At 73.6% G+C, this 16,208-nt stretch carries 12 protein-coding genes; 2 read left to right on the forward strand and 10 right to left on the reverse strand.

The genetic code is table 11. From position 1 onward, the window contains the following. Positions 1–1,487 (forward strand): ATP-binding protein (locus FL311_RS30535; RefSeq protein WP_141330645.1); only part of this gene is annotated, 1,487 nt, incomplete at its 5' end. On the opposite strand, the gene FL311_RS30540 is transcribed toward FL311_RS30535, so the two are convergent. The 10 genes from FL311_RS30540 to FL311_RS30585 all read right to left on the reverse strand — a co-directional run bounded on the left by FL311_RS30540 (position 1,451) and on the right by FL311_RS30585 (position 13,877). After that, positions 1,451–1,843 (reverse strand): response regulator, encoded by a 393-nt coding sequence (locus tag FL311_RS30540; RefSeq protein WP_141330647.1) that lies wholly within the window; start codon positions 1,841–1,843, stop codon positions 1,451–1,453. The genes FL311_RS30535 and FL311_RS30540 overlap by 37 nt on opposite strands. A 25-nt stretch (positions 1,844–1,868) precedes the next feature. Beyond that, positions 1,869–2,990, reverse strand: a complete 1,122-nt coding sequence (locus FL311_RS30545) for a PilZ domain-containing protein (RefSeq protein WP_141330649.1) — start codon at positions 2,988–2,990, stop codon at positions 1,869–1,871. Between the two features lie 163 nt (positions 2,991–3,153). Then, complete coding sequence (locus FL311_RS30550) at positions 3,154–4,119, reverse strand: fatty acid desaturase (RefSeq protein WP_194869421.1); 966 nt, start codon at positions 4,117–4,119, stop codon at positions 3,154–3,156. Positions 4,120–4,246: 127 nt separating this feature from the next. Continuing rightward, entirely contained in the window at positions 4,247–5,290 is a 1,044-nt protein-coding gene (cheB, locus tag FL311_RS30555) for a chemotaxis-specific protein-glutamate methyltransferase CheB (RefSeq protein WP_141330667.1), read from the reverse strand. Further along, positions 5,284–6,111, reverse strand: a complete 828-nt coding sequence (locus FL311_RS30560; RefSeq protein WP_141330653.1) for a protein-glutamate O-methyltransferase CheR — start codon at positions 6,109–6,111, stop codon at positions 5,284–5,286. Before FL311_RS30560 ends, cheB begins: the two co-directional genes overlap by 7 nt. 10 nt (positions 6,112–6,121) lie before the next feature. Next, positions 6,122–8,497: a HEAT repeat domain-containing protein gene (locus FL311_RS30565; protein ID WP_141330655.1), complete on the reverse strand. Its 2,376-nt coding sequence runs from the start codon at positions 8,495–8,497 to the stop codon at positions 6,122–6,124. Then, positions 8,494–11,034 (reverse strand): methyl-accepting chemotaxis protein, encoded by a 2,541-nt coding sequence (locus FL311_RS30570; protein WP_141330657.1) that lies wholly within the window; start codon positions 11,032–11,034, stop codon positions 8,494–8,496. Before FL311_RS30570 ends, FL311_RS30565 begins: the two co-directional genes overlap by 4 nt. Beyond that, the gene (locus FL311_RS30575; protein WP_141330659.1) at positions 11,015–11,461 is read right to left on the reverse strand and encodes a chemotaxis protein CheW; all 447 of its coding nucleotides are present in this window, start codon (positions 11,459–11,461) and stop codon (positions 11,015–11,017) included. Before FL311_RS30575 ends, FL311_RS30570 begins: the two co-directional genes overlap by 20 nt. After that, a complete protein-coding gene (locus tag FL311_RS30580; protein WP_141330661.1) occupies positions 11,458–13,503 on the reverse strand; it encodes a chemotaxis protein CheA in 2,046 nt (681 codons plus the stop codon). The genes FL311_RS30575 and FL311_RS30580 overlap by 4 nt, the downstream gene beginning before the upstream one ends. Next, positions 13,500–13,877: a response regulator gene (locus FL311_RS30585; protein WP_141330663.1), complete on the reverse strand. Its 378-nt coding sequence runs from the start codon at positions 13,875–13,877 to the stop codon at positions 13,500–13,502. The genes FL311_RS30580 and FL311_RS30585 overlap by 4 nt, the downstream gene beginning before the upstream one ends. Positions 13,878–14,270: 393 nt before the next feature. Between FL311_RS30585 and FL311_RS30590 the strand changes: the two genes are divergently transcribed. Next, positions 14,271–16,025, forward strand: coding sequence for a chromosome condensation regulator RCC1 (locus FL311_RS30590; RefSeq protein ID WP_141330665.1), 1,755 nt, complete (start codon positions 14,271–14,273; stop codon positions 16,023–16,025). Positions 16,026–16,208: the final 183 nt, after the last annotated feature.

Below are 16,208 nucleotides of genomic sequence, written 5' to 3' on the forward strand. Positions count from 1 at the left end.
CCCCGCCCCCGGCCCTCCCCTCCGAGGCGTCGGCCGGCGTACCGCTGCATGCGCTCCTGGAGGGACTGCCGGATGCGTTCTTCACGCTCGACGCCGGCTGGCGCTTCACCTACCTGAGCCCGCGCATGGCGGAGCTGCTGGAGGGCTCCGCCACGGTCGGCGACGACGTGCGCCGCGCGTGCCCCCAGCTGCTGGATTTGCGCCGCCACCTGCGCTTCGAGCAGCCCGCCACCCAGCAGCCCGCCACGCGCTTCGAGCACGGCTGGCCTGAGCGGGACTCGACGTTCGACGTGCGCGCGCGCGTGGTGCCCGGGGGGCTGTTGGTCCACTGCCGGGACATCAGCGGGGAGAAGCGCGCGAAGGAGGAGCTGCGCCGCGCCAGCGAGGTGTTCCGCGCCATCCACGAGGGGACGACGGACTCCGTCTACACGAAGGATTTGGAGGGCCGCTACCAGCTCATCAACGCCTCGGGCGCGCGCGCGGTGGGCTACGAGGTGGAGCAGATGGTGGGCCGCACAGACCACGAGCTGTTCGCGCCCGAGGTCGCCCGCGTCAACGCCGCCAACGATAGGGAGGTGCTCGCCTTCGGCCGCACCGTCACGTACGAGGACGCGCAGCCGGGCGTGGAGGGCCCGCGCGTGTGGCTGTCCACCAAGGGCGTGCTGCGCGACGGCGACGGCAAGGTGGTGGGGCTGTTCGGCATCAGCCGCGACATCACCCAGCGCAAGTGGGCCGAGGAGGAGGCGCGCCGCCACTCCGAGTTCCAGGAGCAGCTGATGGGCATCGTCAGCCATGACATCAGGAGCCCCCTGGGCGCCATCATGAACTGGTCGCGGGTCATGGCCGAGTCCGGCACCGCCGAGGACGCGCGGCGCACCAGCCAGCGCATCGCCACCGCGGCGGTGCGAATCGAGCGGCTCACGCGCCTGCTCCTCGACTTCACGCGCACCCGGCTGATGGGCGGCGTGGCCATCGAGCCCAGGCCCATGGACTTGAAGGACCTGGCGCTGCGCGTGGCGCATGAGTTCCGCGTGGCCTACCCCGAGCGCGTCATCGAGGTGGAGCACAAGGGCAACACGCAGGGCATGTGGGACCCGGACCGGCTGGGCCAGGTGGCCAGCAACCTCCTGGAGAACGCGCTGAAGTTCGGCCCCTCGGACACGCCGGTGCGGCTGGAGGCGCGGGCCACGCGGGGCAACAAGGTGGTGCTGGAGGTGCACAACGGCGGGCGGCCCATCCCCGCGCACCTGCTGCCGCACCTGTTCGAGCCCTTCCGCAGCGGGCCGCAGACGACGCGCACGCTGAAGATGAGCTACGGGCTGGGGCTCTACATCGTGCGGGAAATCGTCCAGGCGCACGGCGGGGGCATCGAGGTGAGCTCCGCCGAGGAGGACGGCACGTCCTTCACGGTGACGCTGCCGCGCCGCTCGCTGCCCGCCCGGCCCCAGGCTCAGTCGCCGCGGGTGCCGCGCTCCGAGCCCAGGTAGCGGTTGAGCAGCGCCGCCAGCTCCGAACCCGCGAAGGGCTTGGTGAGGTAGTCGGTGCAGCCGCTGTCGAAGCCCGCCTGCACGCTCGCGGGCTCCATGCGCGTGCTGCACAGGATGATGGGCGTGTGGCGCGTGGGCTCGCGCTCGCGCAGCGCGCGGCAGGTCTGCAGGCCATCCAGGTGCGGCATGTGGATGTCCAGCACCACGAGGTCCGGCGCCTCCACCTCCACGCGCGCCAGCGCCTCCAGCCCGTCACGGGCGATGAGCGTCTCGTAGCCGCGCTCCACCATCATCATCTGGTGGAGCATCAACACCGTGTGCGAGTCGTCGACGAGCAGGACCTTCTTGCGCCGCATGACGTCTCCTCGAGGGGACCAGGGCTCACGCGGGGGACGTGGCCTGGCAGAGCTGACGAAGGTGCATCAGGCGCGGAGGGCCCATGCCCAGGAAGCGCACCCCCATGCCGTGGGGCGCGCACAGGCTCTCCTTCCGCGCGCAGGGGTTGGCCCACGCCACCACGCCGTGGGACTCCAGCCGCTCACCCGTGGTGGGCAGGTGCAGCCGCAGCGTCACCGCCGCGCCGGGGCGCGCCGGCACCAGCGTGCGCACGAAGAGGCCCGCGGGGCTCATCGCGAAGGACACGCCCGACGTCCACGGGGCGGCCTTGCTCTCGCCCTCCGCGAACTCCACCGGACAGCAGAAGGGCACCCGCTCCTCCACCCGGAGCGACGCGCCGTCGCGGCCCAGGAGCGTGTGCACGCGCGGCAGGAGCGCCCCCGCCCGCGCGCACTCCGCGGGCGTCACCGACAAGGTCGGCACTCCGTCCAGGAGCGCGCGCGCCGTGGCGCTCGCGCGGGCCCACACTCCCCCCCAGGCGCCGTCACCCGCGACGACGAGCAGGTGGGGCCGGGCGCCGTGCTCCTCCACGCGCGAGGCGGCGCCCTCCACGGTGGCGCTGTAGAGCAGGTGATGGCCACAGGCCTCCAGCAGCGAGCCCAGCCCCGTCCACGTGCGCGCGCCGCCCGCGCCCGCGAGCAGCACCACGCGCGGGCTGTAGCGCTCGCTCGAGGAGGCCACGGGGCTCTTGCCCAGCAGCGCGGACAGCCGGGCGCGCACGGCCGCCTCGCTCACCGGCGTCACCAGGCAGTCCTCGATGCCCTCGGCGTCCGCGGCCTCCAGCACCTCCGCGGGAGTCTCCGGCTCGACCACCAGCACCAGCGGCGCGCCGGACGCGCCCACGCGCGCCTTCAGCCCTCCCAGCCCTCCAGGGCCACGCTCACGCACGTGCCGCCAGTGGACCAGCACCAGCCGGGGCCGGGCTCGCGAGGAGGGCTCACCCGCCACTCCACCCGCGACGGCCGCCTGCACCGGCTCACACCCCAGCGCCCGGGCGGCGCGGGACAGACACAGCCACGCCTCGCCCACCACGCCCACCCACAGCACACGAGGCGCCCCGGGCGTCTCGCCAATGACGGGCCGGACCGGGCCTGAGGCCATCCTCATGCGGATTCTCCGTGTCTGGTTTCCCCCCCGGCCCCGCCACTCGCGTTGTTGGCGAGATATGGGAAACAGCCACACGGTGAATACTCCCCCCTGGTCGGATTCCAGGGAGAGGTGAGGAATACAGGACAGAGAGAATCAGCCCGACCTTTCGGTGCGGGCGACGTCAGACGCGGGCGACGTTCACTCCGGAGTCCACCGCCTGCAGCTCGTCGCCGAAGGACACGTCCACGGCGCCGCCCTGGGGCGGGTCATAGGGCGCGCGGCCGACCTGGGTGGTGCCGAAGCGGGGGAACAGCGGCGCCAGCACGTAGGAGCGGAAGCACCAGCCGAAGAAGCTCACCGGCTTGAGCCGAGGGTCGATGGAGGCGGCAATCTTCGCGTGCGCCTCCGGCAACAGGCTCCAGTGCAGCCCCGGCGTCTCGTGGTGCACCGCGTGCAGCCCGTTGTTGAAGAGGAAGAAGTTGATGAGGCGGCCGGTGAAGCTGCGGCTGTGGTCGTGCTCGCTCCAGGGGTCCGCGTGGACGTGCTGGATGTAGTTGAAGAACATGATGGTCCACAGCGAGAAGAACGCCGGAATCAGGAACGCGAAGGCCCAGACGCGCAGGCCACCACCGATGCCGTGCAGGGAGATGGCGAGCGCGACGAGCGCCGCGTGGGTGCCGCCCCAGACGACGTACTGGAGGACAATCTGGCGGAACAGGGCGGGGTTGCGCGCGCGGGCCTTGTCGATGAAGGCCTTGGTGGGCTCCTGCTGCCAGTAGGTGGAGACGAAGGGGAAGAAGAAGGCGACGAGGAAGTTGTGCTTCTTCGAGTAGCGCCAGGTGATGGTGGCGTCGCCCGCCTTGTTCACGAACTTGTGGTGGTTCAGGTTGTGCGTCGGAATCCACACGAAGGTCGGGTAGCCGTAGAACAGCGACAGCCACATGCCCATCGCCTCGTTCATCTTCCGGTTGCGGAAGGTGGGGCAGTGGTTGTGGTTGTGGGCGATGACACCCGCCGACAGCGCCAGGTAGCACGCCAGCGGGCACAGGTAGGGGATGAGCCCGGGGTCCCAGAACATCGTGAGGGCCACCACGGGCATCGCCAGGCACCAGAGGAGGGTGCGGATGTCGGCGCTGTAACGGAGCATGGCGCGCAGTGTGCCCTACGCCCCAGTGAAGGCCCAAATCTATCGCTCGCCCTCCAGCGAGGCCGCCCTCTGCCCCTCGTCGTGTAGGGGAGCGGGCGACGCTCCCCCCACCCGCGCTTCCTGGGATTCAGAGCAGGTGGGAGCGCAGGAGCTCCACCATGCCGCCCAGGGGCGCGCTCGCGGTGGCCAGGCCCGCATCGTCGACGGCGCGGGGCATGCCGTAGACGACGCAGGAGTTCTCCGACTCGGTGAGCACCACGCCGCCCGCCTCGCGGATGGCGCGCGCGCCGTCGCGGCCGTCGTCCCCCATGCCGGTGAGCACCACGCCCACCGTGTCCTTGCCCCAGGCGCGGGCCGCGCTCTGGAAGAGCACGTCCACGGAGGGGTGGTGGGGCATGCGCAGGGGGTGACGGTCCAGGCGCACCAGGCTGAGCGCGCCGTGGCGCTCCACCTTGAGGTGCTGGCCGGCGCGGGCGAGCACGACGCGCCCGGGGAACAGCTCCATGCCGTCCTCCGCCTCGCGCACCTCCAGCGGACACAGCGCGTCCAGCCGCCGCGCCACCGCCTCCGTGTAGCCGGGGGGGATGTGCAGCGCGAGCGCCATGGGCGCGGGGAAGTCCGCGGGCAGCCGGGACAACAGCGTCGTCAGGGCCTGCGGGCCCCCGGTGGAGGTGCCCACCACCACCAGGTGCCGGGAGGCCGGGAGCGCGTCCGGGGACGCGAAGGACGAGGGGGCCACGGGCGAGGCCACGGAGCGCCGCGCGGCGCGGGCCGCGATTCGCACCTTCTCCACCAGCTCCGCGCCCAGCTCGTAGAGCCGGTCCGTGGCCAGCGCGGTGGGCTTGTGCACCAGCTCCACCGCGCCGTTCTGGAGGGCCGCCACCGCCAGCTCGCTCTCCTCGCCCGCGCTGCTGACCACGACGACGCGGGGGGCGCGCTCCATGGAGGACAGGGCGCGCAGCACGCCCAGCCCGTCCAGGTTGGGCATCACCAGGTCCAGGGTGAGCACGTCCGGCGACAGCTCCGCCACCTTCTCCAGCGCGTCCAGGCCGTCCCGGGCGGTGTCCACCACCTGGAGGTCGGCCGCGTTGGACAGCACCTGCTTGAGCACCTTGCGCGCGAAGGCCGAGTCGTCGACCACCAGCACGCGGATGGGGGCCGGGGTCATGATGCGTCCGCCTTGTTGTAGAAGAAGACGCCCCGGCGCTCCTCGCAGGAGAGCGCGGTGCCGAAGCGCATGAGCGACTCGGAGGTGCCCACCAGCAGCTGGCCGTGGGGCTTGAGCGCGCCCGCCAGCGACTCCACCACCCGGCGCGCCGTGTCGTCCTGGAAGTAGATGAGCACGTTGCGGCAGAGGATGGCGTCGAAGGCGCCCAGCCGCGCCACCGCGGCCTCGTCCACCAGGTTGACGCGCATCCACTGCACCCTGTCCACCAGCTCCGGCTTCACCCGCACGCGCCCCTCCACGCCACGCTCCAGCCAGCGCCCCTCCACGCCCGGAGGTAGGGCGCGCAGCGAGCGCAGGTTGTGGTCCCCCGCGCGCGCGCGCTCCAGGACCCGCGGGCTCAAGTCGCTGGCGACGATTTCCACGCCGGCCAGCGCGCCGCGGTCCGCCAGCATCATGGCCAGCGTCAGGGGCTCCTCGCCGGTGGAGCACGCCGCGCACCAGACGCGCGGCTTGCGCCCCTGCTTCGCCAGGGGCACCAGCACGTCCTCCACCAGCACCTGCAGGGGCTGGGCCTCGCGGAAGAAGTACGTCTCGTGGACCAGCAGCGAGTCCACCAGCGCGTCCAGCGCCTCGGCGCCCGCCGGGTCGTAGCGAAGGAAGTAGTAGTAGTCGAGCAACGAGTCGAACCCCGCCTCCAGCGCGCGGTCCGACACCTTGTCCGCCATCAACTCCCGGTCCTCGGGCGAGTAGTGCAGCCCGGCGCGCTGCTCGATGAGCGCCGCGAGGATGGCGAACACCTGGGGCGACATCGGCAACGAGGGCATGGCGTCCTTGTCACCGCCCCAGCGCCACGAGACAGGCGCGGCGCACTTCGTCGTCCTCGTCCCGGAGCGAGGCGCGCTCCAGCGCGTCGCGCGCCTCCACCGTGCCCAGCGCCCCCACCGCGGGCACCGCCGCGCGGCGCCCCGAGGGGCTGGCCGTCTCCAGCGCCTGGAGCAGGCCCGCGCGCGCGTCCGCCCGGCGCATGCGCGCCAGCGCCGCCACCAGCAGGGGCGCCGTCACCTCGTCCGCCACGTCCAGCGCGGCGAGCAGCCCTGGCAGCCGCCCCTCCATAGGCAGGGCCAGCGCGCTCACCACCCGCTCACGCACCGTCAAGTCCCCCAGCAGCGACACCAGCGCCTGCGTGGAGGGGATGCCCGGCCGCGTGGCCAGGAAGCCCACCGCGGCGCTGCGCACGCTGTCGTCCCGGTCGCTGGCGGCGCGCAGGAGCGCGGGCAGGGTCTCCGGGGCCTCGTACTCGGCCACCGCGGACAGGGCGACCAGCCGCGTGGCCGCGTCCTCGGAGGAGGCGGCCTCCAGGAGCACCGGCAGCGCGTCCTGACGGCGCGCCACGCCCAGGCCCAAGAGCGCCGCGCGCCGCACGTCCGCGTCCGCGCTGGCCGCCGCGCGCCTGAGCGCCGTCATGGCGCTCTCCGTGTGCATGTGGGCCAGCGCGTCCACCACCGCCACGCGCACCTGGCCCGCGTCGTCGTCCGCCAGCGCGACGATGGCGTCCGCGGCGGCCTCCTCGTTGAGCTTCCCCAGCGACTGGCACGCGTAGTAGCGCACCCACGGGTCGCGGTCATTGAGGCCGCCCAGCAGCATGCTGGTGATGCGGGCCTCCTTCTGCGTCTGGCCCAGGGCGCGCATGGCCGCCGCGCGCGTGCGCTCCGACTCGTGCGTGGCCGCCGTGAGCAGCGCGTCCACCGCGCGCGGGTCCTCGATGAAGGGCAGGCCGTAGATGGCCGCGTCGCGCAGCCGCTCGTCCGAGTCGCGCATGGCCGACAGCAGCACCTCCAGCCCGCGCGGATAGCCGAAGTAGGAGATGATGCGCAGCGCCGCCCGGCGCAGCCGCGCGTCCGGGGAGCGCGCCGCCTGCAGCGCCAGCGCCTCCGTGTCGTCGCTGCCCAGCGACTGGATGGCGCCCGTGGCGGCCTGCACCACGCGCGGGTCGTCGTCCACCAGGCGCTCGAAGAGCGCGCCCACCGCGGACGCGTCGCCGATGCGCGACAGCGTGTCCGCCGCCATGGCGCGCACCGACGCGTCCCGGTCCTCCAGGCACACCAGCACCTCCGGCACGGACGCCACGCGGCGCCCCACCAGCGGCAGCAAGACCCGGCGCCGGGCGCTGTCCCCGTCGCGCAGCGCCTGGAGGATCTGCTCGTCCGCGTCCGAGCCCAGCTCCGCCAGGGCCCCCGCCGCCGCGCGCGCCACCGTCGGGTCCGGCGCGTCGAGCAGGCGAAGCAGCCCCGCCGCCGCGTCCTGGCCCCCAATCCAGCCGAGCAGCCGCGCCAGCGCGGCGCGCTCCGCGGAGTCCGCGGTGCTGATGGCCTGTGCCAGCTTGCGGCCCAGCACGGACAGGTCCCCGCCGGAGCGCAGCGCCGCCTGCACCCCGCGCGCGCCACCGAAGCGCTGTACCTGCGCCTCGTGGATGTCCACCAGCGCCACCGCCACCACGCGCACCAGGCTGTCGTTGCCCCGGCGGAGCAGCCCCACCAGCGCGGGCACGGCCGCGTCCTGGCCCGTGCGGCCCAGCGCCCTGGCGGCCTCCAGCGAATAGAAGGGGTCCGCGAGCAGGCCCAGCAGCGCGGGCACCACCGTCGGGTCGCCGCAGCGGCCCAGCACGTCGATGGCGGGGAAGATGCGGAAGAAGTTGCCGCTGCCCAGCGCCGCCAGGAGCGCGTCCACCGCGGCGCCGCCGCCAATGCGGCCCAGCGCTTCAATCGCCGCCACCGCGACGTTGTCGTCCGGGTGCACGGTGAGCCGGGCGAGCAGCGGCACCGAGCGCCGGCTGCGTCTGCGGCCCAGCACCTGCGCGGCGTCACAGACGATGGCCGCGACGGGGCTGTCCGCCAGCACCTCGAGCGACTCCTCCACCGCGCCCATGGAGGCCACCAGCGCCTCCACCGCCGCGGCCAGGCGCGCCTCGCTGTCGCGGCGGCTCCTCAGCACCTCGCACAGGGGCGGCACCGCCTGGGTCCCCAGCTTCGCCAGGGCCGCGACGACGGCGCGGCGCACCGCCCAGCTCGGCGTGTCCAGCCCGGCCACCAGCCGCTCCAGGTTGTCCGCGCCGCCGCGCGCCAGCTGCTCCACCGCGTCCACCTGCGCCCGGTCCTCCGCGGAGAGGAACAGGGGCGAGGCGCCCACCGCCGAAGACATCGTCGCCGTCATGCCTGCCGCTCCCTCGTCAGCTCGACGCCCGCCGACTCGGAGGGCTTCGCGCTCCCCATCCGGGACAGGCTCTCCAATTGCTCCACCTGCAGCCGCGACAGCTGGCCCAGGCGGTTGGACACCTCGCGCACCTCGGCCGCGTTGCCCGCCGCGGCGCGGACCTGCTGCGCGGTGGTGACGGTGATTTCCCGCGCCCGCGCGCGCATCTCCTCCACGCCCCGGGCCAGCCCCTCCGTCACCTGGGTGGCCTCCGCGCTGGCGCGCGCCACGGCGGCGATGCCGGTGGCCTGCCGCTGCGCGGACACCGCCAGCGAGCCGAGCACCTCCGACTGCTCGTCCAGCGCGCGCGCCGTGCTCTTCGCCACCCGGCGCACCTCGTCCGCGCCCTTCACCAGCGCGACGAGCGCCTGGGCCTGCTCGTCGGTGGCCCGCGTCACCGCGCCCGCCAGCTGCGCCACCTGGCGGCTGGCCGCCTCGCCCTGCTTGAGCGCGCGCGCCTGCTCCGCCATGCCGCGCGCGGACTGGGCCACCTCCTTGCGCGTGGCGTCCATGGCCCGCGTCACCTCCGCCGCCGCCTTGGCCTGCTCGGCCAGGCCCGCCAGCGTGCGCTGCGTGGTGCTGGCCATGTCCTGCGCCAGCGCGCTCACGCCCGTGACCTCCTTGCTCTGCGTGCCCACCACGTTGCTGACGGTCTGCACCAGCTGGCGCATCTGCGCCGCGGCCTTGGACAGGTCCGTCGACGCCGCGGCCTGCTCTTGCACCGCGCGCGCCACCTTCTGGGAGACCTCCGCGAGCTGCCCGTTGGCGCGCACCACGTCGCGCAGCGCGCGCGCCTGCTCCCCGGAGGCCTGCATCGTCTGCCGGGCCATGCGCCGCATCTCCGAGCCGCCCTGCGACAGGGACTGCGCCGCCTGGGCCTGCTCCGCGGCGGACGTGGCGATGACGCGGCCCTGCTCGCTCATCCGCACGTTGCCCTGCGCCAGCGCCTGCGCCGCCTGCACCTGCTCCCCGGTGGCGCGGCTCACCTCGCGCACGTTCTGCCCCAGGTCATCCACGCCCTTGAGGATGGTGGTCAGCGCCTTCTCCGCCTCGGAGGCCAGCGCCGAGCCCTCGTCCGCGGCGCGCATGCCCTCGCCCGTGGCGGCCGCCGCCTCGCGCGCCGTCGTCTGGAGCCCGCGCACGATTTTCGCCACGTCCGAGCTGGCCGCCGCCGCCCGGTCCGCCAGCGCGCGAATCTCCTCCGCCACCACCGCGAAGCCCCGGCCGTGCTCCCCGGCGCGCGCCGCCTCGATGCTCGCGTTGAGGGACAAGAGGTTGGTGCGGTCGGCGATGAGGTTGATGGTCTGGACGATGTCGCCAATCTCCTCGGCGCGCTTGGCCATCTCCTTCATCACGCCCGACGACTCGACGATGGACTGACGGATGCGGCCGAAGCCCGCCATGGAGCGCCCCACCGTGGCGCCGCCCTCGCGGGCGATGGTGCCCACCCGGTCCGCGGTGGCGCGGGCCTCCTCCGTCATCTGCGCCACGCGGCGCGTGGAGGTCTCCAGCTGGGTGGAGGCCGAGGCGCCGGAGGCGGCCTGGCCGTTGATGGACTCAGCGGCCTTGGCCACCGCCTGGGCCGAGCGCGCGAGCTCTTCGATGGTGGAGGCGTTCGCGTCCACCACGGCGGCGTTCTTCTCCGCGGTGGCGGCCACCTCCTCCACGCTCGCGGCCACCTCCTCCATGGCGGAGGCGTTGGAGGCCGCGTGCGTCTCCAGCACGCGCGCGCTCTCCGCCACGCCGCGCACGCTGCGCGCCAGCTCCTCCGCGGTGGCGGCCACCTCCTCCACGCTCGCGGCCATGGAGGTGGAGTCGCGCGCCACGTCCCCCAGCGAGCGGCCCAAGAGGCCCACCGCGTGGGCGACCTGCGTGGCGCGCTCACCCACGCCCTGCGCGTCCGAGGCCAGCCGGGCGATGCCCTTGGCCATCTCCTCGATGGTGGCGCCCACCTGCTCCGCGGAGGCCGCGCCGGACTGGTTGCGCGTCACCAGGTCCGCGACGGTGGCGTTCATCTCGGTCATGGACGCGAGCAGCTGCTCGCTGGAGGCGGCCAGGTCCTCGGCGTTGGAGCTGACGCCCTTCACCGAGCGCGACACCTGCTCCAGCGTGGCCGCGGTGGTGTCCGCCTCCGTCGCCAGGTGGGCGGCGTCCTTGCGCACCGACGACACCGACGCGCTCACCTCCTCCACCGAGCCCGCCGTCGCCTCCGACTCCTGCTGCAGCTGGCGCGAGGAGTCGCTCACCGTGCGCTGCGTGCGCACCAGGGACTGCACCGCCAGCCCCGTCTGCTCCACGTGCGTCGCCACCGATTCGATGGCGGCGCGCACCTGCTCGGTGCCGGCGGCCTGCTCGTTGCCGCTGCCGGCCACGCGCGTGGCCATGGCCTCCAGCTCCTGGAGCAGCGTGGTGCTCTCCCGGAGGCTCCGGGTCAGGCGCTCGGCCAGCCCGCGCGCGTCGTCCTGCCCCTGGGGGGCGTCAGTGTCCTGCGTCGCCATCCGGCGTCTCCTCCCCGATGACTCGGGGGAAATCGATGAGCATCACCAGCCGCGGCCCCACCTGCGCCACGGCCTTCACGAAACCCTGCGCGCCCTCGGTGACCAGCGGCGGCGGCGGCTTGAACTGGCCCGGGTCCAGCTTCAGCACCTCGCGCGCGCTGTCGACGAGCAGCCCCACCACGCGCGCGCCCAGCTGCCCCACCACCACCCGCGAGTCGAGCGTGCGCTCCACCGCCGGCAGGCCGAAGCGACGCCGCGCGTCCACCACCGGGATGACCCGGCCGCGCACCTGCACCAGCCCCGCCACGTGCGCGGGCGCGCCCGGCACGGGCGTGGCGCCGTTGAAGGACTCCATCTGGAGGACGTTCGACGCCGGCAGCACGTACTCGGCGCCATCCACCTTGAACACCACATGCAGCACGCTCATGTCGCGCGCTCCTCTCGTCCCCCGCCCCCCTGCCGGCGCGACGCGCCCAGCGTGGGCAGGTCCAGCACCAGCGTGGGCTGTCCATCACCCAGGTCCGTGGCGCCTGCCACCCCGGGCACCCTCACCAACGGGTCCTCCAGCGGGCGCAGGACGATCTCCTGCTGCCCGAGCAGCCGTCCCACGCCGAAGGCCACCAACTCCCCGCGCTGGCGCACCAGCAGCGCCCGCGCGGGCACGGTGTCGGCCGCGCTGGCCGTTCCCTGGCCCAGCAGGCGCTCGAGCCACACGAGCGGCACCGCCTGTCCCCGCCGCTCCACCAGGGCCACGCCCCGGCCGCCCGGGGGGCGCACCACGCGGGAGGCGTCCACCTCGAAGAGCTCCTCCACGCACGACACCGCCACCGCGTAGCGCAGCCCCGCGCACTCGAAGACGATGGCGTCCAGGAGCGTAATCGTCAGCGGCACGCGCAGCCGGAACGTGGTGCCCACACCGGGCCGCGTCTCCATGCGCAGCTCCCCGCCCAGCTGGTCCACGACGATGCGCCGGACGATGTCCATGCCCATGCCGCGCCCGCTGGTGGCGGTGGCCGACTCGCGCGTGGAGAAGCCCGGCCGGCACAAGAGCTCCAGCACGTCATCCGCCGTGCGCGGCGCCGGCGCGCCCGCGCGCTTCGCCACCACCGCGCCGTCCACGCCGCGCCCGTCGTCGCGCACGAGCAGCTCCACGAAGCCGTTGGCCTGCGCGTGGCACGCCAGGCGCACCAGCCCCTCCGGGGCCTTGCCCGCCTGGCGGCGCTCCTCGGGCGACTCCAGGGCGTGGTCCACCGCGTTGCGCACCAGGTGCACCAGCGCGGGCATGAGCCGGTCCGCCACCGCCTTGTCCAGCTCCGCGTCGCCCACGTCCAGCTCCAGCCGCACCGCCTTGCCCGTGGCCCGGCGCAGCCCGCGCACCAGCAGGGGCAGCCGCTCCAGCACGTCCCCCACGCGCACCATGCGCAGCCGCAGAATCGCCGCGCGCATGTCGCGCAGCTGGCGCGCGTTCTCCTGGAGGATGGCGCGCAGCTCGCGCGTGGGCGCGCCCGCCGCCGTCAGGTCCGCCACCGCGCGCTGCAGCCGCGAGCGGTTGACGACGAGCGCCGCCAGCCGCTCCAGCGCCTCGTCCAGCCGGGACACCTCCACCCGCAGGGTGCCGCCCCCGCGCCGCGGCTCCTCCGGCTCCTCGTCCAAATCCCCGTCGAGCCGCGCCGGGGTGCCCGCCGCGGGCACGGGCACCTCGGCCTGCTCGATGGCCAGCGGGCGCACCAGGGCGGGCTCGCCCCCGGCGGCGTCCATCAACACGCCGTCCGCGGCCTCGGTGCTGAGCAGCAGCACGAAGGTGAGCGAGCCGCCCCCGGGCACGGGCCCCGACAGCGGGACGACCTTCACCAGCTCGCCCAGCGCCGCCAGCCGCTCGCGCACGCTGTTGATGGTGACGCCCTTGGCGGCGCGCTCGGCGCCGGGGATGAAGTCCACCCGCACGGGGCGGCGGCCGCCCTGGGTGGCGGTGAGCTGCTCGCGCTCGGTGGGCGTCAGCTTGGCGCCGAGCGCCAGCGTCTCGTCGAGCACCACCGCGACGGGCCGCGAGGCCACCGGCGCCGTCTCGGAGGACTCCAGCGCCTCCAGCCGCTCCAGGAGCCCCGAGGGCACCGGGGCCGCGGGCTTGCCGGAGGCGAGCTGGCGCATGCGCTGCTCCACCGCGCGCAGGCCCTCCATCAGCGGCTCCACGCTGGACTCCGGGAGCCGGCCGCCGGCCTGGTCCGCCTGACGCAAGGACGTCTCCATCCAGTGAGAGATGGAGACGATGGGCTCCACGTCCACCATGGCGGACAGGCCCTTGATGGTGTGCAGCGCCCGGAACAGCTCCCGCACGGCCTTGGGGTGGGCCGCGCCCCGACGCGCGCTGGCCTCCACCGCGAGCAGGTGGCGGTGCGCCGAGTCGAGCAGCTCCTCCACCTCCGCCAGATAGGCGGGGAGGAAGTCCGCGAGGTCCACGGAAGCGGTCAAGCCCGCGTCTCTTCCAGCAGCCCCCGCGCCTCCGCGAGGATGGCGTCGGGGGTGAAGGGTTTGGTCATGAAGCGGTTGGCGCCCGCCTCCAGCGCCCGCGCGCGCGACGCCTCGTCCCCCCGCGTGGTCACGATGATGATGGGCAGCGTGCGCAGCTTGTCCTGCCCCCGCACGAACTCCACCACCTCGATGCCACCGATGTCCGGCATGTTCAGGTCCAGCACCAGCAAATCGTACGGGCTCAGCGACAACCGCTCGATGGCCTCCAGCCCGCTCGAGGCATGGGTGAAGTTCAGCCCCGGGTAGGGCCTGAGGCAGGCCACCACCATGTCCCGCATCACCTTGCTGTCATCGACGACGAGCACCTCTGCCATGGATTCCCCTGAAGACGAGCCGCGACCCTAGAGCGATTTCCCGGGCGGGAAAGAGAACGGCGAGGCCCCCCGTCCGCCACCTTCCAGTGGTCGACAATCGTACGTTGGGACAGGCACCCGCAGTGCGAGCCCTCGGACGCCCCCACGCTTCCCGTGTGGATGGGCACCCTGCTCCCCAAATCCCCGCGTACCCCGACTTCAGCCCCACCCCGTGGAAGCTGAAGCACTTCACCGGCTTTCCGGCAGGTGCTTCTCCCTCGGGAAATCCCCGGGAGCAAACGCCAAATTGAGCCGCCGTCCGCTTGCGTGCCCCGAGGTGCGGGGGGTATGAGCCCGGGCACTTTCTGACTCTGCAAATCAATCTCAACAAAACCCAACAAACCAGGAGTCCTGATGAAGTCCCGAGCCTGTGTCCTCGCGCTGGCGGCCGTGTGGCTGGCGGCGTGTGGGGCGGATGTGGAGACCACGCCCGGCGTGCCCGTGGCGCCGTACGTACAGCTGCACTCCCACGTCTCCGGCGCCAGCGCCGAGAGCGCGCAGGTGAAGCTGCAAGGCTCGGTGAGCGCGCCGGGCAGGCTCGCGGAGCTCACGGCGCGGCTCAACGGCGGCGAGCCCCGCGCGGTGGAGTTCCAGACGAGCACACCCACGAGCGCGAGCTTCACGCTGGAGCTGACCCTGGTGGAGGGCGACAACGACATCACCCTGGCGGCGGTGGACCAGACGGGCGCGCGCACGGAGCGCACGCTGGCGCTGCGCTTCGACGAGGCGCCGGTGGTCCAGGTGCGCTCGCCCCGCGAGGGCGTGGCCACCACGGTGCGGCGGATGCGCGTGGAGTTCACGGCCACGGACAACGTGGCGGTGACCCAGCTTGCGTACACGCTCAACGACGGCGCGGAGCAGGCGCTCACGCTGCCGGCCACCGCGGGCGAGCCGGTGTCCTTCGAGGTGACGCCGCGCGCCGGCCGCAACACCGTGGTGCTGCACGCCCGGGACGCGGCGGGCAACGAGGCCGAGCAGGCGGTGTCGTTCCACTTCGGCCAGCTTGCCTCGGCCGGCGGCCTGCACAGCGGCACGCTCAAGAACGGCCGCGTCTATACGTGGGGCCGCAACAACCGGGGCCAGTTGGGCCTGGGTGACGACGTGCGCACGGACCAGACCCAGCCCCAGCCGGTGCCGGGCCTGGAGAACGCGACGGCCATCGCCTTCAACCAGAACTTCGCCATGGCGCTGACGGCCGACGGCAGCGTGTGGTCCTGGGGCGAGAACAACGACAGCCAGCTGGGCCTGTCCACCCCGCCCTCGGGCGAGACGCCGGGCACCCCCGACGTCACCCCGCGCTACGTGGCGACGAGGATTCCCCACCTGACGGGCGCGGTGTCGGTGGCGAACGGCTTCCGCCACGCGCTCATCTTGATGGAGGACGGCACGGTGCAGAGCTTCGGCAACAACGCCAACGGCCAGCTGGGCGACGGCACCACCGTGGCGCGCGGCTACCCGATGCCGGTGCAGGGCCTGACGAACGTGGTGAAGGTGCTGGGCGGCTCCATGCACTCGGTGGCGCTCAAGGCCGACGGCACCGTCTGGGTGTGGGGCCGCAACGACTATGGCAACCTGGGCACGGGCGTCGTGGACGGCGACAGCCACCCGCTGCCTGGCCAGGTCCCGGGAATCACCGACGTGGTGGACATCGCCAACGGCCGCGACCACATCCTCGCGGTGCACAAGGACGGCACCGTGTCCGCGTGGGGCCTGGACGCCACCGGCCAGCTGGGCACGGGTGCGCTCAGCGCGGGCGGCGAGAGCGCCACCCCGGTGAAGGTGAAGGGCGTCACCGACGCGACGGCCGTGTTCGCCAACGGCAACTACAGCTTCGCGCGCCGCGCGGACGGCTCGCTGCTGGGCTGGGGCTCGAACTTCAACGGCCAGCTGGGCATCGGCATCAAGGAGACGAACGAGCTGGAGGCGCGCGCCTCCTCCGGGACGCTGACGCCGCTGACGGCCATGGGCATGGGCGCCACCCACGTCATCGCCGTGCGCGAGGACGGCTCCGTGTTCGCCTGGGGCTGGAACCTCAACGGCTCGCTCGGCCCGGACGGCGTCATCGACCGCTGGTCCTACACCGACCCCATCCCGGTCCCCCTGCCGTGAAGCACGCCGTCGGTCTGGGTCTGTTGTTGGCGCTCCTCGGGGCCGCCGCCGCGTGCGGCGACTCCGGGGCCCCGCCCTCCATCACGCCTCCGACAAGTTCAGCAAGTCCACCAACAATGGAGGGCCGTGGACGCCGAGGTACCAGGAGATCTTCGACCGTGCGGGCATGTCTCTCGACGATGC

Source organism: Myxococcus sp. AB025B, from assembly GCF_006518215.1.
Classification (GTDB): domain Bacteria; phylum Myxococcota; class Myxococcia; order Myxococcales; family Myxococcaceae; genus Myxococcus; species Myxococcus fulvus.